Raw genomic sequence first — 22,980 nt, forward strand, 5'->3', positions numbered from 1 at the left:
TTTCACTAAATCAAGGAGTTGCCATGACTGAAAAAGCGTCACAGGTTTTCCTGCAAAGAGCCCAGGTGCGAAACTTGATCCGGCGGATTGCCATTACCCTCTTTGCCATTACCATTGTCTATACCCTTGCTGCCCTGGTTTATTCGACCCATGTCATCTATAAGGTAAAGCTCAACTATGCCATGGTGATCGAACAGTTCGGAGGTATAAGGGAGGCGGTCACCGATGTGGGATGGCACGCAAGACTTCCCTTTTTTACGCGGCTTGAGCAGGAGGTGCCCCTGATGAACCAGCGCCTCTTCCTCGGTGCCACCCATGAGCCCATGCGGATTATATCAAGGGAGAATGTTGCCCTGTGGACCTCGGCTGTGCTCACCTATCGAATCCATGACCTGAGGGTCTGGGCCATTGAAAACCTTGCGCCCAAGGATTTGCTCCAGGGTGATTTTGACGGAATCGTCAAGGATATTCTCCAGGCCCAGAAGGTTAACAGCCTCATCAGTGACCGGGAGGGGATCAAGGAGAAAATTTTCAAGGCCCTTAAATCCCGGCCCATCAACGAGGGTGGCCCAACCCTGGAGGAGAAGTACGGGATGACCGTGGTCAGTTTTGTGCTTCGCGAAACCCGGTTCGGGGATGATTTGATTGCAGCCACGGAAGAAAAAAAACGCAGGGAACTGCTGGCCGAGGCGGAAAACTATGCGGCAGACCAGGAAGCCGATCGGATACGCAAGCTTTACACGGCATATCTTGAGAGTATTTCGTCGCTGCAGAAGGCCCTTGGGACCGATGGAAAAGGAATCGAACCGGATCTTTTGAACTTTCTGACCCAGCAGAAGTGGGCCTCGGCCTATGCCAACCAGACCGGGCAGAAGACCTTTGTGCTCCACGGCTCAAGGGTCGATCCTTCCATGACACTTCCCGCCATGCCGGATGCTCCAGATTTAAAGGGCAAGCATGTCGACGATATACTAACGGGCAATTCTGCATCTGACGGTCGTTAAATCCAGAAGAGGTGACCATGCCGAAACGTTTAACCCGGGAAAACACTCATATTCGTCTGCCCGAGTCCCAGATTCTGCGGATAGAAAATCTTGTGGGCGAATGGTCCTACGACACCATGGCCTTTGTCCGTTCCCGCCTGAACCAGTTCAGGCCCATTTCGCCGTTTTTTTCCCTGTTGAAATCCGTTGCAACCCTTATTTTTCTTTTTAAATTCAGGGAAAAACGGATGAAGGTTCTCAAGGATCCTGAGATTCTGACGGACTGGAAAAAACGGTTTGAATATTCAGGAGAAACCAACCCCGGCCGCTCGTGGAATCGGATTCTTGAGAATGAGCTGACCCGCCAGGAAAAACAGTACCTTCTGGCGGTCCTTGACCGCGAATTGACCGATATCCATGTGCCGTTGGAGCTGGAGGAGATTATCTCAAAAATCTACCGGGCCCATATCCGCAAAGAGTATCTCACGGGCCAGGACGTTCCCAAGGCCCCGATTCTGCTGGTCGAGGGATCCAGTGGCAGCGGAAAGAGCGCAACCGTCCAGGAAACCATTGAAAAGGTGATCTTCAGGAACAGGGTGATCCCGACCATTGACTGGCGAAAAAAGCGCAACGAAATCATGGCGAGGGAGGGATTGTTCACAAGCCTTGAGGCGGTGGACCCCGATTTTGCCATGGAGATCGCCCTGGGCCGAAAAAGGGCTTTTTACAATACCCTGTCCAAGATTCCTATTGTCAACAGGATCTTCAAACATCGAATTATGGATAACCTGACCCATTTTGAGGAGCGGGGGATATCCGTGGATTATTCAACCATTACCCCCAATGATTACCAGACCGCCTATGCCGGAGAACCGGGCAACTATTTTCGAAAGGCCATGGGGTATCCCAAGGTGACCACCATCCGTCATATTGAAGAGGCCCATTCCGCCTTTGGCAAGGCAGATGCCAGGGAATCCGGGGTGGAAGGTCAGCAGCGTTCCCTCGTCGACACGGCCAATATTCTCCTCGACGAAATTATCAACGGCAAAAGGGACTGTTTCCTGGTGGCGACCACGGACCAGGCCTCCCGGTTTGATTCGGCCATTTATCGCCGGTTCATTGAACGGGGAAAAATCATTGACATGTCAGAGTTCTGGACAAATCCTGAAAATCTCAAGCAGATTATTGTTTTGGAACTCAAACGTCACAACCTGTCCATGGATGCCGCTTCTGCAGCTGTCAATGCGTCCGCGGATCGAATCTATACGATTTTCAGGGATCGAAGTCTCAAGGTGACCCCGGCCTATGTAAGAAAGCTTGTGGAATCCGTGATCGAGATCAAGGGTGATTTTACCCCGGATTACCTGGACGATGCCACCTTGATCAGGAGCGCGTTTCAGCTCGTTGCCAAGAATGTCTATGGGGAACTGTACAAAAAAGTGGTGGACAGGATGGACCGAAATGCCCCCTGGGAGGAGTATGTGGGCAGCATCAAGGACCGGTTCTCAGAAATGGCAAACAATTGTTTTAACTACGGCGTGAGTGAAGACAAGGGGGTGGTGCTTACCGGGCCGCCTGGAAGTGGCAAAACCTTCCTGGTCCGGACCTGGTTGGGCGAAAGCACCAAGGTCCACGATATTGCCACAAGCCCGTCTGCCCTCCAGGACAGTGCTAATCCCATCCACGGGGCTGTTGCCAATCTTGAACGGGTCTACGACATCGCCAAGATGATCGCCCCGGCCATTGTCTTTTTTGATGAGGGTGATTCCCTTGCCCCCCGGCGAAGCGCCTCCGGTGGATCACCCTCTGATGCCTTGACCAACAAGTTTTTGAACATTATTGACGGGGAAATTCCCCTGAACAAGGTGTTTACCGTCCTCACCACCAACCGCCTTGATATTCTGGACCCGGCCCTGATCCGGTCCAAGCGGCTCAAGGTGCTTGAGGTGACAGGGCATCTGCGACAAAAGGATATTGCAGACATCATCACCAAGCAATTTGCCGCCATTGCCCATGGCAGGCAGGTGGCAGCCGAAAGGATCATTGAGACGGCCCAGGGCATCTGCAATACCCCGGCCGATTTCACGGCATTTACGGAAAAGGCCATTGCCCTCTGCACCACCGAGTACAAGGTACTCATTCGCCTCAGGGAACTGGAACACGCTCCCCAGGCCGACAAACAGGCCTTTATCAAGTTTAATTTCAAGACCTTGCTTGGCATCCTGGATGCCATGGATGCCCCCCCCCTTCTCAAGGCCGAGATCAAGGGGGATCCGGTAAATTTTGTCGATCGTTATGCCGCCATCCTCGACCTTATCAAGGAGGTTCAAACCGAAGCCGAGTATCCCCTTAAGGAGTCCCACCTGGAATCTGCACGGCGGGAGATCTCCCAGAGTCCTGTCCGAAAGGGGTCGGTCCAGCTCAACGAGTTTCTGGAGGCGGAATTGAGCCAGGAGCCCCAGATCGGTTTCATCATCGGGGTGGGGGCCAATGATGTAACGGGCATGCTGCTTCCCATTGCCACAAGCCTCACCTCCCGATTGGGCCAGTCCCAGGTTCTGGTTACAGGGGCGGTGTCGTCCACGGCAGACACTGCGGCCCAGATGGATATGGCCGTCCAGATGACCCGACAGAGTGCCAGGGAGGCCCTGACCATGGTCAAGAATTATCTCCAGGAATTGGCCCCGGGAATCGACATTGCCGGACTGTTCGAGGAATTCTTAAAACCCTATGCCTTCCACCATCAGCTGTTGAGTGCCTCCTACAATGTCGGGGGACCCTCGGCAGGATATGCCCTTGCCCTTAATACCCTGTCCGCCCTTTTCAGAATCCCCCTGTGCAACGATTTCGGCATCACCGGCGCCCCCTGGACCAAGGGGGTGAGAAAGGACGAAGTCGGAGGATCTGTGATCATCGGTGGCCATCGGAAAAAGACGGAAAAGGTGTTGCTCCACCTCAGGCGGATGTATATGCCGTTGCAGAACTACAAGGACCTTGAACCCGAGTTCCTAATGGGATACTGGGAGCTTGACAAGGATATCATGGGGGTAACCCATTTTGCCGACCTCCTTGCCGAAGTGGTTTCCCTTGGGAAAGATTACGACAAAAAACTTGAGGATCATATTCGCATGGGGATCAGGATAAAGCGTGAGGATTACCAGGGGGCAAAAAGATGCCCCAATCTCCAGAGGAATATCCAGGAGCGAAAGACGGAACTTCGGGTCATTGTGGAGGCGGTTATCCTGGACAGAATCAATGCCATACGAAATTATCTTCTTGATCCGGTCCGGGATCATTATCTCTCCCACGACCTTATCTTAAAGCATTATGGGAACCGGTGACAGGGGATACCTTTTCTTTTTTTTTTTATATGAAACACTCACCGAAGCATTGTCAATGAAGGTGTTTCAAAATTCGTTGAGGCCGGAGCCATACCTCGTTCCGGCCGTGCCGGTTTTATATGTAACACTCCCCTCGAAAAAGGGAATAGTCTCCTGTTGGTTTTTGGGTCTTGTCCCAAGAACACTTTGATTGACGCTACAGATTGAAAATATCAAATCGATAGAATTCTTCCTGTCGGGTTAATAATTCAGGCACGGAAGACAAGTTTTTAAATCATCAGTAGTGGTCGGTTTATTTTAGATAAGTTTTATATGCGTAGTTCCCCCGATGGAGGACTAACAGTTTGTTGTGCAAAAAACCGACCCGTCATGTTATATTCGCGCTCTAAGGCTTCATTTGATCATCCGACGTTTGTTTACCGAATCAATAATTTCTTTGTCTGCTGTCCTTCTCTAAACAATACCTGTTAAAAACGTGCTGTCAATTCGATTAATTATATGAAACTCGCTTCGATCGGCCGGTGGAAACGGGTGTTGCCCTTCACTCATTCTCGCAGGCCGTCCATGGCCTGCTCCGAGGGAAATGGCAACTCCTTGGACCTCGTGTCCACCGTTGCCATTTAATCCGTTCAGTGCAACACCCGTTCCCACCGGCCTACTATTGTCGAGTTTCATGCTTCGTTGTGTCCGTCAGGACATGTGGGTTTTTATAAGAAACGCTTGTCGTAACATCATTATGAAAGTCTCGACTATAGAGCCCTCTTTGGTCGCCCTGACCGGAACATTGTAAACCAAAGGGGCTATAATTTTTGCCCTTCCAGGCGTTAAGAAGCGCAGGCTGTTTGAGGACTTTAGCCCGCAGTTCCTGCGCTTTAGTCCGGAAGGGCAAAAATTCCCCCGACGTTTACCGTTTCGGTCAGGGTAACCAAAGAGGGCGGAATGGTACGATCGCCTGCCCTGTATCATCGTGTTTCTTGCCGTTATTTCTGGGCTTGATCGTCGTTCTGATCGCATTCAGGTGTTTTTAACCAGTGACAGACGACCGATGCGATGATCAAGACTTTATTTTTTATTCTTCCCAGTTAAAATAAGGATTGACAAAGCAGTTACGAATTATTATGTGTAAAAACGATTGAGCGCTTGATCAGAAAATGAATGACCATTAAATGAAATAAAAATTTTAGAGGTAAACTTCCAGTCTTACGGAAGATTGTTGTTGTATATCCTTTTGTGACCGAGCGCTCGGTTTTAAAGATATTTGGGGAATGCAGTTCGATTGCGAAGCATGGTTCGTTCTCAGTTTAAAAAAGAATTATTTAATAATTGTTTTGAAAAGGAGAAGCGTATGTCAGCAGCAGTAGAATTAAAACCTCGTTGGGGGCAACCCCTTACTGGAATAATCTCTTTTGTTGTTTTCTTGGGGATTGCACTGATAACGTGGTTTATTTTTAGTGACCCAAGGGGGATTGTTCAATGGTTTCCTTACCCGTTTGTAATGTATCTGGCAATGATGATCCTCGTGGGCCTCTATCAACACATGTTCCTTGGCGACTGGCCCTTTGAAAAGTTGCCTCAACCTGCCCGGGGAATCGTTGAGACCATCGTTAATCTCGTGCTTGTCTGGTTTATGATTCACATTGTTTTTTATAAAATTTTGGGGGTGGGGTTCAATTTTCTGAGTCAGGACAATCTAAATGCCCTTGCTGCTGCCGGCCAGGCCGGGAAACTTGATCTTGCCGCCATGCAGGCAAATCATTTCGCAGAAAGTGCTGTTGTCTGTTTTGTTTTGGTCGGCTTTTACAGCTATCCTTTTGTCACCATTCTTTTTGGCAAATGGCCCCTTCGTCCCAGCGATCTTCCCCAGCCCCATGCAGGTATGCTTGAAATCGCATGGTGTTCTCTGTGGACCCTGTTCTTTTATACCGTTCTTATCGTTCCCTTCTGGGGGCTTGTATATGGAACGGCCCTTGGGAGTTCCTTTGGTCTGAATACGCCATGGTGGGGGGGGATTGCTGATTTTACCCATCTCCATTGGGTTTTTGGATGGTGGGAATGGGCCATCATCATTCTTTTCATGACAGCCAATGTCTGGCGGATGAAACCCTGGAGTTTGATTCCCCTTCCCCAGCCCTGGAAAGGTTTGGTCTCTTTTGTGCTCAATATGATCGGTGCATATATCATGGCATTGATCTGTGTTAAACTTGCTCCCCTGTGGCTGCCCCATGATGTGCTTCATCACCTTGAGCAGGCCAAGCCCGAAAATGCAGAACTGTTACGATTCCTATGGTACCATTCGGCTGAAATCGCAGGGTTTACACTGGTTCCATTTCTGATCTGGCACCACTATTTTGATGACATGGTTCCCATGGACGATAAAGATTCCTGGGCAGCCTTCTGGTTCAGAACCGCTGGTGTCCTCGTATTCTGTGCCATCAATTACATTATTTTCTATTACGCAGGCTGGGGTGAGTGGGCCCTTGGCAACCCCCATTGGGAACATAAATTTTCCCATGGAGAGTCACTAGTATGGAACTTCTGGTGGATTATTCCACTGCTCTGGAATGAATGGTTCTTTCATAAATGGCCCTTTTATACCCATGACTGATGCCGTGTGTTCCGGTTAATCTTTGGTTGCAGGTTTAAGACAGTTTGTTAAAACAAGACAGGGTCTGCCGTTGGCAGACCCTGTTTTATTATTCGTTCTCCACCAGGGTACTGACGGCCGCCATGTAGGTGTTCATATCCTGGAAGAAAATGTCATTGTGATTGGCGTTGGCAATCTTGAGCAAACGTTTTTTATCAGCCCCGCAGGCATTGTAAAGGGCCTCACCGTCGCTAAAGGGGATGATGTGGTCAAATTCGGCATGGATGATCAAGGTCGGTCCAGTCCATCTGCCGATTTTGTCAATATTGCAGAAGCCCTGCTCTTCCTTAAATCCTATGGCCTTGGGATCAATGCCCAGGGTTGAAAGAAGGGGCTCGGCCCTGGCAAAACCGCTTTCAATAATCAGTGAGGCAATGGGGCCGGGCGTTGAGGCTGCAAGCTCCAGGGCCGGTGCGCTGCCAAGGGATCGGCCCATGACGGTGAGCGGGCCTTTGAATCCCAGGTCGTCAAGGTGGTGGGTTACCCGGTCAAGGATAGGATGACAGTCGGCCATGAGGGTAGATACGGACGGCGATCCATTGGATCGGCCGTATCCCCGAAAGTCCACCACGATGAAGTTGATTCCCATGCGGTTGTATACCCCGCCAAGATCGTCGTAATCTGAGACGATTTCACCGTTTCCGTGGAAAAACAGGATGCTGGGCCCGGTTTTCGTTGTAAGGTGGAAACAGGCCCCGACCACGGTTGTGTCATCCACGGGAATCATGAGATCTTTTGCCGTAAGCCGCCTGTGGGAATCTTCCCTTCTGGGGTGGAACAGGTAGCGCGTCACTTCCGGTTGATCAAGAACGGTATAATCCGGCCGTTGTCGTTGTTCCATTTTGCCTCCTTAGATAATTATTTTCCAAGTGCAGAAAAAGTTGATACCGGGTTCCTTTAACTCCATGCTCCGGGAGGTGGAAAGGTAGTTTGTCGTATCCCGGTCAAAGAGATTGTCTATGCCCAGGATCAGTTCCTGATTCTTTCCCAGGGCAGTGAATTTTTTCCCCATGTGAAGGTTGAATCTCTCCCATCCCTTGCCCGATGGCGTTGCGTCAGGGGTTCTGTTCTGGTCTGCGGCCCACTCCATTTCAATGGTTCCCCAGAACCGGGACGTACCGTCGTACCTGAGGCCCGCAAGGCCGTTCAGGGGGGCGATAAAGGCCAGGGGCTCATCCGTTCGGGTGTTTTTGCCATAGATATAGGCCAGGGTGGCGGTTGCCGTCAGCGAGGGGGTGAGATAACAGGCAACATCGATTTCACCCCCATGTATCCTTGCCTTGTCTACGTTCATCATTTCATGGGTGGTGTCATCCACAACGGTTTCCGTGATGAGATCGTCCAGGAAATTGACATAGGCTGAGGCTGAAATCGTGAACCGGTCTGTTGTATGTTTGAGCCCGTATTCCAGGAATATGGATCGTTCCGGGTCCAGGTCCGGATTGCCGAACAGTTCGACACCGCCGCCAAGGTTGATATATTTAAACCGCTCCATCAGGTCCGGGGCCCTGAATGCAGAGGCCGTGATAAAGGTCATGGTCCAGTCGGGCATGAATTTCCAGGTGACACCCCCATGGGCGTTCCAACTGGTGTCGCTGTAACTTCGTCCAGATTGTACAAGTGTTACGGGAGTGGATGGGGTAGGGGGGGTGATCCAGTTGTAGAGATCCTGACTTTCGGCGCTGATGTAGTCCAGGCGGGCGCCAAGGTTGAGGCTGACTGTTTTACCTATCCGCCATTCATCCTCCATGAACACGCCGCCGGAAAATTGTTCCACATCGGCAAGGGAGGCGTCCACCCCGGTCAAGCCGCTTGCAAACTCCCTGTAGCGGTTTGAGTTTGAAATTTTCCAGTTCCAGACGTCCACACCGGCAACAATGGTGTGGGCCCGGGGGGTGAGGGTGTTTTGCCATTTTGCTCCCCAGGTATCATGGTCGGCCTGGGGTCTTAATTCAGTGAGCGGCCCTCCTGGGAAATGGTCCAGGCGCACCCTGCGTTCAATTTTTTGGTAAAAGAGGTTTATGCTTGACTCTGAAATCAAGGGGGTGTCCGGTGTAAGGGTGTGGGTGAGGTTGACAAGGGTTCGGTTTACGTCTGGATAGGTCACATCCGGTCCTGTGGGCAGGGCAAGTCCCTTTCCGGGGATGCCGATCTCTTCGCCCCTGAGGTGCTGGACCTGAAATTGGGTGGTGTTGAGGGGATTTTCCCGCAGGCCAAGGCTTGCGTTAAGCGTTGAATCCTCAAACTGGCTGTTGTCAATTTTTTCACCGCTGCCCGATTCATAGGATGCGTGATCCCGGAAACCTGCTGAGGCTGAGACCCATACGTTTTTGCTGTTATAGGTGGCTAACCCATAGGAGTCATTGCCCTGGGGGTTGGAGGCAATGGTGTTGGTAATCTCACCGGTCCAGGTGGGGGTCTGGGTGAATTTTCCTTTCCGGGTGATAATGTTGACGACACCCCCCGTGGAGCCTGAGCCGTATAGCGCAGAAATGGGGCCCTTGAGCACCTCAATCTGTTCGATGTCAAGGGGGTTGACCAGACCGAACCGGGCGTTAATGTCCGTTGAGGTGTTTACCCGGCATCCGTCAACCAGAAAAATAACAGCATTTCTGCCAAGCCCCCGGATGGTCATGGCGGATCCCCAGGCCGAATCCGATGATTTGTCCACTCCTGGAATGCGGGCCGCGGCATTGGTAAGGCTTATGGAATTTGACTCTGAAATTTCTTCCTGGTCAACAACACCGACACCCCCCGGGGTTTCCGAGGCCAGGCTCTGTCTGCCCCGGGCCGTCACCAGCACCGGATCAAGGGTTATACGTCGTTCCTGTTCCTGTTCCTCTGTTTGTGTGTAACCCTCACCCGGAATTGCTGTACCCGTTGCCGCCAGGATCAGGAGGAGAACGATTGAAATGGGTTGTAGGAAGACTTTTAAACCGTGCATCTGTTTACTCGCTTCAGGGTGTCGAGCCTCAGCTAATCGTTTCAGGTCAGGCATCCTTGTCATTGGGTTATTGGGGCGGGCTGAACAGTTCGAGATAGTTCTGGAACAGTTCAGGGTGAACCCTTGAAAACCGGTCAAAGTCCCCAAGGATATCCATTCCGGGAATCAGGGCCTTAACAACGGGAAGGCCGATGTCCCTGCGGGTCAGATCAACATAAAAGGGTGATTGGCCGTTGGCCAGCAGCAGTTTTTCCAACAGGGCAAGGTCCCGGCCGTGGTCGTTGGTGGAATAGTCGGGCAGGTTGTCATACCCCACGGGAATAAGATCTGCCATGCCCGCAGCCGATGGCGGTCCCGAGGGAAAGGGGTAGGTGGTCTCGGTCATGGCAGAGACAATAGCCCGCCTTGCGCTGAGATGGGCTGCGGTTCCCTTGTGTATGGTGCCGTCCTTGGCCCTGACAAAACACTTGCAGCATGGGATGCCAGATTTTGGCGTTAGGTCCTGGAACTGCAGGTGGATACCCATGGCCCGGTATCCGTCGAGCAAGGATGCGATGCCGCTGGTGCCGGGAACGAGGTTAAAGCAGGTTTCCGGGGTAAAGGGAACCGTTGCCTCCTGGTGGCGTTCCACCACCTCAAGGAGGGCGGAAACCTTTGCCTGTTCCATGGTGTTGCCAGAAGCAAGACCTGTGGAGCCAAGGCCCGAAAACAGGGCTGTTTCATCCAGGTTGCAGAAGAGAAACAGGGCCTGGACCGGCACCATGGCAGGTTCCAGACCGTTCGTTCCAGGAGTTGTTCCCTCTATCCAGTGGAGGGGTTCGTCATTGTAGTTTACCTCAAGGGCCAGATCTTGGGGGTTCAAAGCTTTTTTGCCCTGGTCCAGGAGTTCCTGGTGGGTGGCCCGGGTCAAGGGATAAGGCCTTGCATACCCCATCACTTCTTTGTCCGAGATCGTGGCAAAGGCCGAGCACCGTTCTACCATTTCCATGGCAAGGGAGGCCCTGGCATGCTCAAGGGAGAGCCCCTTTCCATAGCTGGTCTGGGGGCCTTCAAGGGTGAACCGGTTTCGACGGTTGGTGGTGGTTGTGGAAAACCGCCATTGCCTGAGCAGGGCAAAGGGACTCAGGCTTGATTCGTGACGCATCTCTTTTTTAATTTTGACTCCTGCATTCTCCAGCCGTTCCATGGCTGTCTGGGTCGTCTGTTCAAGGGAGAATTCTTGTTTGTTGCCGGGGGTGTTAATATCAGCCGTTACAAGTGAATCAATGGTGGTGGCAGGCGGGGTGGTGACCATGCATTCCCCCTGGCAGATGGGGGGAAGGCCCGTATTGTCCAGGGGGGGAAGGGGAAGGTGGTCAACCATGTTGGCCTTGAAGATTTTAATCCAACCTTTGTGGAGCCGTTGATTGGGCATGAGGGCCGACCGGATGTCCACAAGGGGCGTGTGGCGGCAAAGTTCAACAAGGTTTTCCCTTGAAAAAAATTGTTCAACCTTGGGAAGGGCGTGGAAAAGGAGGAGCTGTTCACAGGCCAGGGCCTTTAAAACCATGTTGTTTTCAGCCTTTGCCCGGGTGATGAGGGCCGTCATCTGGTCCGGGTTTAATTGGGCCATGAGGTCCAGGGCATACTGGTGGAGGAATTGGTCCATGGGGTGATCGTTGAGCAGGTCAAGGGCCCGTTCCAGGGAGGGGCAACAACGGGGAATTGCTTTGAAAAAACCGGTGGCAAGCTGGGTGTCGGCCAGGGTTAAGGTATATTCCAGGGATTCGATCAAAGGTAAATCTCCTTGCGTTTATATTATTTTAGAATCTTCAGCAAATATTGTGCCTGATTAATTGTATGGTCAGTTTTGAAAGCTGTTTTTGCATTGTTTATGGGAAAGTGCTGCCAATACAGTACAATTGGCGGCGTGTATCATTTGTATTTGCCGGGAGCCCATACCCTTTCTGAACCTGGCGTTGAAATCATTTGTGTCGGTTTTCATGTCATTTTGTAAAGGGAACGGGGTTGGCTCAATGGACGCGGGGCCGGTCATCCCCCCGTAAAAACGATAAAATGCTGCCCAGGCAGGCCATGATGGCACCGGCAGCCATGGCCCTGTGAAATCCTGCCATGAACATTGGCTCTACACTGGATGAGTAGGTTTGAAAGGGGGTTCCATGGTTGAGACTGGTGAATGTGCCGGTGAAGATCAATCCTGCCGTGGCAACGCCGATGACCATTCCCAGGTTCCTGGCAGTGGCCACGGTAGCCGATGCAATGCCCCTGCGATTGGCCGGAACCGCACCCATGGCTGCAGTGTTGTTGGGTGAAACAAAAAGGGCTGTGCCTGTTCCGGCCAGGGCCAGGTACGATACAATGGCTGTCATACCTGAGGACGGTTCTATCCGGGCAAATGCGAACAGGGCCAGGGCCAGAATTGTCATTCCCAGGGAGCAGGGGCCCCTTGATCCGGTTCGGTTGTAAAGGGCGCCGGACACGGGGCTGATGAAGAACAGCAGGATAAAGGGGGTGATCATTATAAGCCCTGTGGCCGATGCCGACAGGCCGCAGGGGTGGACAAGGAAAAAGGGCATCATGAATACGATGACAAACAGTGTACCGAACAGGATGGCCGAAGTGATGACGGGCAGCACAAACAGCCGGATTTTTAGCAGGGCCGGATCAAACAAGGGATAAAGGGTTTGGGTTTCGTTCCAGACGAACCCCAGGCTGGCCATGGCAAAGGTCAGCAGGAACCCCATGGTTTTGGCCGAGAAAAACTGCCATTGGTTGAGATGGGTGAGGACCACTATCAGGCAGACCAGGCTGACGGCCTGCAGGAGACTGCCGGTTTTGTCCATGGGTTCAAGACTGCCAGGGTCTGACTGGCCGTTTTTGAGGATCAGTGAACCGGCCAGGGCCGCACCAATGCCGATGGGGATGTTGATGTAGAAGATGAACCGCCACGAAAACAGATCCAGGAGAATCCCGCCTGCCACAGGGCCTGCCGTGAGGCCCGCAGCCACCACGGCCCCCACCATGCCCAGGGCCTTGCCCCGTTCTCTGACCGGAAAGGTGTCCACGATCAGGGCCGGTGAGCACGCCATGAGCATGGCAGCACCGCAGGCCTGAACGACCCGGGAGATGATGAGGAAAAGCGGAGTCTGGGCCATGGCGCACAGGCCAGAGCCCGCGGTAAATATGAGGAATCCACCCGTGTATACCATTCGCTTGCCCCGGATGTCGCTCAAGCGGCCAAAGGTCAGCAGCAGCGATGAGATGGTGAGCAGATAGCCCACCACCACCCATTGAATGGTTTCAACACCTGTTCCCATATCCTGCATGATATAGGGCAGGGCTATGTTGACGATGCTCGAGTCCAGGGTGGACATGAAGACCCCCAGGGCCACACAGGCAAAGATCAGCCATTTGTTTTTCTCGTCTTCAGCCATATGAATTGTATCTTAATGGTACTTTTTCCCCTAGGCCAGCATTTTTTTTAGAAAAAAGCCTGTGTAGCTTTTTTTTGACCGGGCAACCTGTTCCGGAGACCCCTGGGCAATGATCTCACCGCCCCTGTGGCCCCCCTCCGGGCCAAGATCGATAACCCAGTCGGCTGTTTTGATCACGTCCAGATTGTGCTCGATGATGATCACGGTGTTACCGGCAAGGGAAAGTCGCTGGAGAACTTTTAGGAGCAGTTTAACATCCTGGAAATGGAGGCCCGTGGTGGGCTCGTCCAGGATGTACAGGGTTTTGCCCGTATCTCTTTTTGCAAGCTCCCGGGCGAGCTTGATGCGCTGGGCCTCTCCCCCGGACAGGGTGGTTGCGGCCTGGCCCAGCTTGATATAGGTCAGCCCCACATCCATGAGGGTGGTGAGGATGGTTCGGATTTTTGGATGGTTTTTGAACAGCACCATGGCCTGGACCACGGAGAGGTCAAGTACGTCGGCAATGGAGTGGTCCTTGTATTTGATCTCCAGGGTGGCAGTATTGAAGCGTTTTCCGTGGCACACCTCACAGGGAACGAACACGTCCGCCAGAAAGTGCATTTCCACCTTGATATATCCGTCTCCGTGGCAGGCCTCGCATCGGCCGCCCTTGACATTGAACGAGAAGCGTCCCTTTTGATAGCCCCTGACCTTTGCCTCTGGAAGGCTGGCAAACAGCTCCCGGATGGGGTCGAACACCTTGGTGTAGGTGGCGGGGTTGCTCCTTGGGGTCCTGCCGATGGGCTTCTGGTCGATGTTGATGATTTTGTCCAGATTCTCAAGGCCCGTGATGGTCTTGTGACGGCCAACCTCCAGGGTGGCGTTGTTGAGTGTTACGGCCAGGGCCGGGTAGAGGATCTGGTTAATAAGCGTGGATTTTCCTGCCCCTGAAACTCCGGTGACGGCAACGACCAAACCCAGGGGAATTTTGGCTGTGACGTTTTTCAGGTTGTTCTCTGTGGCTCCCTTGATGGTGATAAAGTGGTTGCCCATCTGTTTGGGGGTGCGTCTTTGTTCGGGAATTTCGATGGTTTCGGTCATGTTGAGGAACCGGCCTGTGATGGACATGGGATCTTGCCGGATCTGGTCCGGGGTGCCCTGGGCCACGATTTGGCCCCCAAGGTGTCCTGCACCAGGGCCGATGTCCACGATCCAGTCGCTATTCTCCATGGTCTCCTGGTCGTGTTCGACAACGATGAGGGTGTTGCCGATGTCCCGGAGGTGGTGGAGGGTCTTGAGCAGCTTTCCATTGTCCCGCTGGTGCAGGCCGATGGAGGGTTCGTCCAGGATGTAGAGGACGCCGGTGAGTTCTGAACCGATCTGGGAGGCAAGTCGTATCCTCTGGGATTCACCGCCGGACAGGGTGGGACCGTTCCGGTCCAGGGAGAGATAGTCAAGCCCCACGTTTACAAGGAATCCCAGGCGGTCCTGGATCTCCTTTAACAGCTCTTCGGCAATGAGCAGCTGGTTGCCTTCAAGCTTGAGGTTTGAGATAAATTCATAGGCATCCTGGATGGTCATTTCGGTGAGGTCAATGATGGAACGACCGTTGATCAGCACGTGGAGAACCTCTTCCTTAAGGCGTCGTCCCTGGCAGACCGGGCAGGGTTTTGAGGTCATGAAGCCGGAATAATACCGTTTGGATCCTTCGGACTGGGTGGACCGGTATCGGCGCATGAGGGTGTTGAGCACCCCTTCGTGGGACATGGTCACCGCCCCCTGGATCTTTGCCGAGTTCCAGTTAACGGTCAGTTCCTTGCCCTTGGAACCGTACAGGATGAGATCTTTCTGGGCCCGGGGAAGATCCTTCCACGGGGTGTCATAATCCAGGTCCCATTGTTCTTCCATGGCCAGGAGCTGTTCCTTGCCCCAGGAGCTGTTGGTATAACGGGGGTTTTTGAGAAAATAGTTTTTCCATGGAATAACGGCCCCCTGGCGGATTGTGAGACTGGGGTCGGCAACGACCTTGTTCACATCCATGGACAGGAGGGTTCCGATACCGTTGCATTCAGAACACATGCCAAGGGGGGAGTTGAACGAAAAGAGTTGGGGCACAAGCTCGGGATAGGCCATACCGCAACAGGACCTGGCCTCACTCATTTTAAGGTCTTCCCGGCCCGGGATGTGTATAAAGAGCCGGCCGTTGCCAAGTTTAAGGGCTGTCTCCACCGAGTCGGTGAGGCGTTTTGTGAATGCCGGATCTTTCTTGATGACCAGGCGGTCCACCACCACTTCGATGTTGTGCTTCTTGTTTTTTGGCAGGGTCTGGACATCGGCAAGATCCTGGACTACGTCGTTGATTCTGACCCGGGCAAAGCCCTCTTGTTTGAGATCGCCCAGCCGGTCCCGGTGCTCTCCCTTTCGGTTCTCAACAATGGGGGCCATGACCAGGATCTTGGAGTCAAGGGGAAGTGCGAGAATCTGGGAAACCATGGATTCGGCATTGCCCTGGCCTACCTTTTTACCACATTTAAAACAGTACTGGGTGCCGACTCTGGCAAAGAGCACCCTGAGGTAGTCGTAGATTTCGGTGATGGTTCCCACGGTGGATCTTGGGTTCTTGCTGGCGGACTTTTGTTCGATTGCAATGGTGGGGGAAAGTCCCCGTATGGTGTCGTACTTGGGCTTTTCCATCTGTCCGATGAACTGGCGGGCATAGGAGGAGAGAGATTCCACATAGCGGCGCTGGCCCTCGGCAAAGATGGTGTCAAAGGCAAGGCTTGATTTGCCTGATCCCGATACCCCGGTGAACACGATGAGCTGTTTTTTGGGAATCGTCACATCAATGTTCTTAAGATTGTGCTCCCTGGCTCCCTTGACGATGATGGTGTCAAGTTCCATGGTTTTTCCGGGTTTAATATCCCTTATGATGGATTTGATTGCTGATTGGCCATTTTTCATGGTGCTGGTTTCCGTTGTCTAATATGTTAAACCCCTTTGCAGGGAGGGTTTTTTCATGGTTTTCCACTATTGTGTAAGAAGAAAAGAATAAGCATGGCCCCGGCAATGTAAAGAGGGCCTCATACCAAGTAAAAATCCTTTGAAAAACACGAAGGAAGTGATTACAATGAAAAACTTAACCGAGAAGATGTCTGTTATAAACCATGCTCAGCCCAAACAGGTTTTTATTGTCCAATATGATTCCATCAGTCGGAACAGCTTTTAAACCAGGTCTTCATATCCTCATCGGTGTCGTTGTGTCGTTTGCTTTGCTGTGGGCCCTTTATACCCTGTTTATGCCTGTTTCCGGCTGTTTTATCCGTTATCTGGTCTGGACAACGACACCGGCCGGCGTTGCATTGAAGGGACGTGTCAAAACAGGTGACGCAACCATCCATTTTGTAAGCTATGGCAAAGGTCCGGCGATTTTGTTGCTCCATGGCGGGTTGAGTAACCGGCTTATCTGGTTCTCCCAGATTCCCTGGCTTGTGGCAACCGGTCATCGGGTTGTGCTGCCGGATACCCGGGGGCATGGTGAGTCTGGAATTGGCAATAGGCCGTTGAACTACCGTCTGCTTGCATCCGACGCCATCCATGTCCTGGACACACTCGACATTCCCCTGGCCGATGTGATCGGTTGGAGTGATGGCGGGAATACGGCATTGCGGATGGGACAATACTGGACCGGGCGAATCGGTCGAATTGTTACTGTCAGTGCTAACTTCAGTCCTTCCGGCCTTACCCCTGGAGCCCTTGAAGAAACGCATACCCAGAGCTGGGGGGTGTCATACTGGTTCAAAAGCTGGTGGACAGGTGCTGGAAAACGACTTACCGGTCTGGAAAGACGAATCAAGCAGATGTGGCAAAAATTTCCAGTGCTGGAATCGGTGGAGTTGGAAAATATTACCAATCCGACCCTTGTGATGGTCGGCACCCACGATCTTATCTCGATTGCCCATGCAGAAAAGATGGCGAGTCTGCTGGCCCACGGAACGCTTAAAATCATTCCGGGTGGTCATTCAATTCCGGTAACCCATTCAAAAGAACTGAATGAGGCTATAGCGGAATTTCTTGGGATCCCTTGCCCTGATTTAAAAGTTTTCGACCTGTGGGGTTAGCTTTCCGACTGGTATGACAAAAAATAAAATCCAATAACAGAGGGGAACGGGAATAGGTATTACCCGAAGCGGGTTAAATGGCAGCGGTCAGCATGGACGCTGAAGAAGCTGCCATTGACCTCGCAGCAGCCCATGGACGGGCTGCGAGAATGAGTGTAGGGTTATACCTGTTCCCGTTCGCCGGTCTTATAAGAGTTTCATGTAAAAAAAGTTACCCGCACGTGTCGCACCTTTTGGGTTTTGGCTCGTCCAGGTTAGATGATAATCAGATACAGGAGAATCAGGCATGGCAAAAATAATGATAGGGATGGGTGGAATACTGGCAGTGATCATCGTTGTTTTCCTGGTCAAGCCATCACCCATTGATCCTGTGGCATACACCCCTGGCAAATTACAGGCCCTCTCAGGCGTTCTTGAACCCAACACCCATTTGCAGAAAGCTGAACTTCTGGCCCTGGGAAAAATCCACGGACCCGAAGAAGTGGCCGTGGACAGCCTGGGTCGGGTCTATGGGGGAACCCAGGATGGATCCATCGTGAGGGTTCTGGCCAATGGAAATCTGGAAACTTTTGCCGAAACCCAGGGCCGTCCCCTGGGGATTCAGTTTGACACCCATGGCAATTTGATTGTCTGTGATGCCTTTAAGGGGTTGCTTTCCATTAACCCTGACGGGCAGATCAAGGTGCTTGCCACCTCGGCAGACGGCGTTGCCTTTAAGTTCACCGATGCCCTGGACATTGCCCGTGACGGCACCATCTATTTTACCGATGCAAGTGCAAAGTATTCCCCAAATGAGTACCTGTATGATCTTTTAGAATCAAAGCCCCATGGCCGGTTCATGCGCTACGACCCAGACAGCGGCCAGGTCAAGGTTTTATTGAATGATCTGTATTTTGCCAATGGGGTGGCATTGTCCAGCCAGGAAGATTTTGTTTTAATCAATGAGACCTACCGCTACAGGGTCCTCAGGTACTGGCTGAAGGGACCCGGGGCCGGGACATGGGAGATCTTTATTGATAATCTGCCGGGATTTCCGGATAATATTTCAACCAACCATAAGGGTACCTTCTGGCTGGCTCTTTTTACCGTCCGAAACAAAGCCGTGGACAGACTTCAGTCCTATCCCTTTGTCAAAGCTCAAATGGCCAAACTGCCCCAAAACCTGTGGCCCCTGCCAAAACCCTACGGCCTGGTGCTGGCCCTGGATGAACAGGGAAATATCACCCAAAGTTTACATGACTCCACGGGGGAACACCTGGGTGCCATCACGTCGGCCCGGGAATATAACGGGTTCCTCTATCTTGGCAGTTTGCATAACGATCGCATCGGGAAATATAAATTGCCCTGATGTTCATGTTCACCCGGGCCGCATGATTGCCATGGGCCTGGAAAGGGTCTCAATCAGGGTTTCTGGTTGATTCAACAGATTTATTTGTCGGAATTTTTTTTACTGAATGCGGTAACCAGGCCCGGGGGGCTTTGAATACAGGCCGATGCCCCCGAATCCGTCAGTTCTTTCTGGGTTCCAAATCCCCAGAGAACACCAATCCCGCGTACCTTGTTGGCTGTTGCACCAATCATATCATGCCTGCGGTCCCCGACCATGACGGCTCGGGATGGATCAAGGGACTCACGGTTTAAAATGTAGGAGACTAAACTTGTTTTATCGGTTCGGGTGCCATCGAGTTCACTTCCATGGATGTGGTTGAAATATTGGCCCAGGCCAAAGTGGTCGACAATCCGCTGGGCGTAAACCCAGGGCTTTGAGGTGGCAACAAAGAGAGGATGGCAAGCCTCTTGAAGTTTTTTGAGTGCCTGGGGAATACCCGCATAGAGCTTGTTTTCAAACAGGCCAATCGAACCGAACCGTTCCCGATAGATGACCAGGGCATTTTCCACAAGGCTGTCATCGTCGGATTCAAGCAGGATGGAAAAGCTTTCTTTCAAGGGTGGTCCAATGCACCACCGTAAATCAGTCTGGGGCGGTAAGGGCCGGCCCAGGGAAGCCATGGCATGGCAGATAGATCTTGTGATACCCTGGTATGGGTCTGTGAGTGTTCCATCCAGATCAAATAAAATGCTGATTTTATCCATACATAGCCTTTTTTTCCTGCAGGTTGAAAAGCAGAACAAGTGCCAGGTGGCAATCTTCTGAATTCTCTTAGCCGGACAGCCCCCCTCCTGTCAAGTCCAAACCCAGAAAAACGGGGTGATTATCATCCAGGGAACCTCAAAATTTAAGAATTCCTGCATGGATGACCCAACCGCTTCCATGGAGTCCCCAGGGTATGGGGCGTCACCTTTCCCTTTATGGCCAGGGGAGAATGTGGTATAAAGGGAGGATCTAAAATAGCACCTGAATTTTACAAAAGGAAAAAATATGGCCAGGGAAAATGATGTTGTTTTGATTTATCTGGAGGATGACCCGGTTTCGTTTGCCAGGGTGGAGTCCATTGAACCGGACGTGAAAAAGGACTGGTATCATATCACCCTGCTCATGCTCCAGATCCCCCTCCAGACTGTGACTTGGACGTTGAAGGATCTTTACATCAACGGTGAGGATTTTTTCATGGGGGGAAAACGCATGAAGATCGAAGTGGTCGAATCTCCCGGGGAGGTGGCAGTTGAAGAGGCCCATGACACAGACGTTGAAGCCTCGAAAGAGGACCCGTCTGGAGAGATTCCCAAGGAGAGCCGTGGAAAAGTGATCTCCCTTGCCGATGTGCGTGCCAGAAATAAAAAAAGCTCAAAATCCTGAGTCCGGGAGCAACGCCTGCCATGGACTGGTCTTTGTAAAGGAAATCATCCCATGAAAATAGGAGATCTTGAGATCAGGGGGAGAACTGTTCTTGCACCCCTTGCCGGTATTACCAACCTTCCCTTCAGGATCATTGCAAAAGGCTGTGGCTGCACCCTGGTCTGCTCTGAGATGGTCAGTGCCAAAGGACTTGAGTTTAACTCAGAAAAGACGGTTCAACTTCTCCGGACCGATGCGTGTGAACGGCCCGTGTCTGTCCAGATTTTTGGTGCCGAGGCCTTGTCCATGGCCAATGCGGCCCGGTGGATAGCGGAGAGAAACGTGGCTGATATCATTGATATCAACTTTGGCTGCAGTGTTAAAAAGGTGGCCAGGACCGGGGCCGGTGTGGCTCTGATGAAGGATATGGATAATGCCCGGGCCATTATCCGGGCCGTGCGCAGGGCCGTATCCATGCCCTTTACCATTAAAATTCGTTCGGGTTGGGACAGTTCGGCCTCCCAGGCCTTTGACATTGCCCGCATGGCAGAGGATAACGGGGTTGATGCCATTGCTATCCATCCCAGGACTGCAGCCCAGGGGTTCAGGGGCAGGGCAGACTGGTCGATGATCGCGCGGTTAAAGGAGATGCTCACCATTCCCGTGATCGGAAACGGGGATATCACAACCCCTGAGCAAGGGGTTGCAATGATTCAGGAGACCGGGTGTGACGGCGTCATGGTCGGCCGGGCTGCCATGGGCAATCCCTTTATCTTTGGCGGCATTGAGGCCCTTCTCAGGGGTGAGGCCTGGAATGAACCATCCCCCATGGAAATCTTTCAAATCATGGAGGAAATGGTGGAGTCCCATGTGGCCTACCTTGGGGAAAGACCGGCCTGCAGGATGATGCGAAGCAGGCTTGCCTGGTTTGTCAAGGGGTTTGCCGGTGCTTCGGTTTTTAGAAGGGAGCTTACCGGGATTGAAACCCTGGACCAGGCCATGGCGTTGATTCGCCGGTATGAAGCAGACTTTGAGTCTGACACCCAGAGGGAGACCCTGGTTTAATTTTAAAAGCGAGGACCGAATGGACCGAGAACCGACAACCCCACCTGGAGAAACCTGGGCTTTCTTTTCCGCCTGTATTCACTACCTTGGCAAGTCGACCCTGACTGCCCTGTTCCAGAGGGGCGAACGGCAGATTGAGCGCTGGTCTGCCGATCCGGCAACCTCTGGACGTCAGCGGAACCCCATCGACAGGTATGAAATGCTGCTCCAGGCCCTCATGGACAAGGGCCAGGTCGGCACGGCACGATCTGCCGTGGCAAGGCAGGCCCACATTGTCGGGTGCGAGCTTGCGGAAAAGCAAATGCCCATTCCAGACAAGGAAAGCATTGAACTTGAGATCATTGATGACCTGACGGCTAAAAACGAGTATGATACTATTCTTCTGGATCCCGGATCCACCCAGGAGCAGTGCCGAACGTCCATGGAGACGTTTATCCGGGAACTCAAGGAAAATTATGTGAAAAAATGCCAGGACCGGGGATGGACCCCTTGAATTAAGGAGAAGACCATGTCGATTGAAAAACTGGATAGGGCCCTTGAGGCTGAGATTGACGATCTTGCGGCCCAGGGACGGGCAAAGGCTGAAGAACGGGTGATCACACGTTATCTCCCACCCTTGGGCAGTAAAGGACCCAGATACTGCCTGGCCGGCATGGACAAACAGTTCATCCGTATGAACTCCAACTCATATCTTTCCCTTTCAAACCACCCGAAACTGATCCAGGCCGCAGACAAGGCCACACACGATTTTGGCGTGGGGCCGGGGGCTGTGCGTTTCATTGACGGGACCTTTGTTTACCATCAGGCCCTTGAATCCCGGGTGGCCGATTTTGTGGACAAACCTGGGGCAAAGATCTTTAACTCGGCCTACACGGCCAACTGTGGACTTGCCCTGACCCTTTCAACGCCCGCCACCCACTGGATCGGGGATCAGCTTAACCACAATAGCATTATCCGGGCCATGCGCATCGCCAATGTGCCCTCGGCCAACAAGGGGATCTTTCACCACAATGATATGGACGATCTCCGGCGCTGCCTTGACCAGGTGGATCCGGGTGTGGAAAGGGTGGTGGTGGTCTTTGACGGCATCTTCAGCATGCGGGGGGACAATGCGCCCATTGATCGCATCCAGGCCGTTGTTGACCCCTATGTTCCACGATTCAGGGACGGGGTGATCACCGTGGTGGACGATTCCCACGGTATCGGGGCCTATGGAAAGAGCGGCCGGGGAACCCCTGAATTTTGCGGCCGGCAGCCAGACATCATTGTCGGTACCTTTGGTAAGGCCTTTGGCGTGAACGGCGGGTTTATTGCCGGCAGTGCCACCCTGGTCGAAGCCGTGCGGCAGAAGGCCGACACCTACATCTATACCAACCCTTTGAGTGTTGCCGACTGTGCCGCTGCAACCTCTGCCCTGGATGTCTGTGACAGTGCCGAGGGTCTTAAACTTCTCTCTAACCTTGGACGAAGAACCCAGCAGTTTCGTTCGGGACTTTGTGACCTTGGCATGGAAACCATTGACGGCCCCCATCCCGTGGTTCCCCTGATGGTGCGGGACACCCGCAAAACCCGGGAACTGGTTGAAACGCTTTTTTGTAACGGGGTACTGGTCGTGGGGCTCACCTTTCCCGTGGTGCCAAAGGGAGACGAGACCATACGTTTCCAGATCAATGCAGCCCATACGGAATCGGACATTGACGAAGTTCTGGCCCTGTTGAAACAATTTTAATCCCCC

The 22,980-nt window shown here is 52.5% G+C and carries 16 protein-coding genes; 9 read left to right on the forward strand and 7 right to left on the reverse strand.

The window, feature by feature from the left end; all coding sequences use genetic code 11:
* Positions 1–23: 23 nt before the first annotated feature.
* Both HRM2_RS04365 and HRM2_RS04370 read left to right on the forward strand, forming a co-directional pair.
* Positions 24–1,004 carry an SPFH domain-containing protein gene (locus tag HRM2_RS04365; protein WP_012663243.1) on the forward strand — a complete coding sequence of 327 codons (981 nt, stop codon included), beginning with the start codon at positions 24–26 and terminating at the stop codon, positions 1,002–1,004.
* A 17-nt stretch (positions 1,005–1,021) separates the two neighbouring features.
* Complete coding sequence (locus HRM2_RS04370) at positions 1,022–4,324, forward strand: AAA family ATPase (RefSeq protein WP_012663244.1); 3,303 nt, start codon at positions 1,022–1,024, stop codon at positions 4,322–4,324.
* Between the two features lie 453 nt (positions 4,325–4,777).
* Here the strand turns inward: HRM2_RS04370 and HRM2_RS26485 are convergent, their stop codons facing one another.
* Entirely contained in the window at positions 4,778–4,999 is a 222-nt protein-coding gene (locus tag HRM2_RS26485) for a hypothetical protein (protein WP_148214559.1), read from the reverse strand.
* Positions 5,000–5,831: 832 nt separating this feature from the next.
* Between HRM2_RS26485 and HRM2_RS04375 the strand changes: the two genes are divergently transcribed.
* A complete protein-coding gene (locus tag HRM2_RS04375; RefSeq protein WP_232364196.1) occupies positions 5,832–6,929 on the forward strand; it encodes a hypothetical protein in 1,098 nt (365 codons plus the stop codon).
* 88 nt (positions 6,930–7,017) lie between these two features.
* On the opposite strand, the gene HRM2_RS04380 is transcribed toward HRM2_RS04375, so the two are convergent.
* The 5 genes from HRM2_RS04380 to uvrA all read right to left on the reverse strand — a co-directional run bounded on the left by HRM2_RS04380 (position 7,018) and on the right by uvrA (position 16,286).
* Positions 7,018–7,809 (reverse strand): alpha/beta hydrolase, encoded by a 792-nt coding sequence (locus HRM2_RS04380; RefSeq protein WP_012663246.1) that lies wholly within the window; start codon positions 7,807–7,809, stop codon positions 7,018–7,020.
* 9 nt (positions 7,810–7,818) lie between these two features.
* Positions 7,819–9,912 carry a TonB-dependent receptor plug domain-containing protein gene (locus tag HRM2_RS04385; RefSeq protein ID WP_041273046.1) on the reverse strand — a complete coding sequence of 698 codons (2,094 nt, stop codon included), beginning with the start codon at positions 9,910–9,912 and terminating at the stop codon, positions 7,819–7,821.
* Between the two features lie 67 nt (positions 9,913–9,979).
* Positions 9,980–11,686 (reverse strand): YcaO-like family protein, encoded by a 1,707-nt coding sequence (locus HRM2_RS04390; RefSeq protein WP_012663248.1) that lies wholly within the window; start codon positions 11,684–11,686, stop codon positions 9,980–9,982.
* 238 nt (positions 11,687–11,924) lie between these two features.
* The gene (locus tag HRM2_RS04395) at positions 11,925–13,346 is read right to left on the reverse strand and encodes an MFS transporter (RefSeq protein ID WP_012663249.1); all 1,422 of its coding nucleotides are present in this window, start codon (positions 13,344–13,346) and stop codon (positions 11,925–11,927) included.
* Between the two features lie 30 nt (positions 13,347–13,376).
* The gene (uvrA, locus tag HRM2_RS04400; RefSeq protein ID WP_012663250.1) at positions 13,377–16,286 is read right to left on the reverse strand and encodes an excinuclease ABC subunit UvrA; all 2,910 of its coding nucleotides are present in this window, start codon (positions 16,284–16,286) and stop codon (positions 13,377–13,379) included.
* A gap of 236 nt (positions 16,287–16,522) precedes the next feature.
* Between uvrA and HRM2_RS04405 the strand changes: the two genes are divergently transcribed.
* Together HRM2_RS04405 and HRM2_RS04415 are read left to right on the forward strand one after the other, a co-directional pair.
* Positions 16,523–17,443, forward strand: a complete 921-nt coding sequence (locus HRM2_RS04405) for an alpha/beta fold hydrolase (RefSeq protein ID WP_187149331.1) — start codon at positions 16,523–16,525, stop codon at positions 17,441–17,443.
* Between the two features lie 286 nt (positions 17,444–17,729).
* Complete coding sequence (locus HRM2_RS04415; RefSeq protein ID WP_012663252.1) at positions 17,730–18,791, forward strand: SMP-30/gluconolactonase/LRE family protein; 1,062 nt, start codon at positions 17,730–17,732, stop codon at positions 18,789–18,791.
* Positions 18,792–18,871: 80 nt separating this feature from the next.
* Here the strand turns inward: HRM2_RS04415 and HRM2_RS04420 are convergent, their stop codons facing one another.
* Positions 18,872–19,537: an HAD family hydrolase gene (locus tag HRM2_RS04420; protein ID WP_012663253.1), complete on the reverse strand. Its 666-nt coding sequence runs from the start codon at positions 19,535–19,537 to the stop codon at positions 18,872–18,874.
* Between the two features lie 286 nt (positions 19,538–19,823).
* Between HRM2_RS04420 and HRM2_RS04425 the strand changes: the two genes are divergently transcribed.
* The 4 genes from HRM2_RS04425 to HRM2_RS04440 are packed head-to-tail and all read left to right on the forward strand — an operon-like array spanning position 19,824 to position 22,974.
* A complete protein-coding gene (locus tag HRM2_RS04425) occupies positions 19,824–20,201 on the forward strand; it encodes a hypothetical protein (protein WP_012663254.1) in 378 nt (125 codons plus the stop codon).
* A 51-nt stretch (positions 20,202–20,252) separates the two neighbouring features.
* On the forward strand, positions 20,253–21,245 hold the full coding sequence (gene dusB, locus HRM2_RS04430) for a tRNA dihydrouridine synthase DusB (protein ID WP_012663255.1): 993 nt from the start codon (positions 20,253–20,255) through the stop codon (positions 21,243–21,245).
* A 19-nt stretch (positions 21,246–21,264) separates the two neighbouring features.
* Positions 21,265–21,738 (forward strand): hypothetical protein, encoded by a 474-nt coding sequence (locus HRM2_RS04435; protein WP_012663256.1) that lies wholly within the window; start codon positions 21,265–21,267, stop codon positions 21,736–21,738.
* Between the two features lie 15 nt (positions 21,739–21,753).
* Positions 21,754–22,974 carry an aminotransferase class I/II-fold pyridoxal phosphate-dependent enzyme gene (locus HRM2_RS04440; protein WP_012663257.1) on the forward strand — a complete coding sequence of 407 codons (1,221 nt, stop codon included), beginning with the start codon at positions 21,754–21,756 and terminating at the stop codon, positions 22,972–22,974.
* Positions 22,975–22,980: the final 6 nt, after the last annotated feature.

Source organism: Desulforapulum autotrophicum HRM2, from assembly GCF_000020365.1.
GTDB classification, from domain to species: Bacteria; Desulfobacterota; Desulfobacteria; order Desulfobacterales; family Desulfobacteraceae; genus Desulforapulum; species Desulforapulum autotrophicum.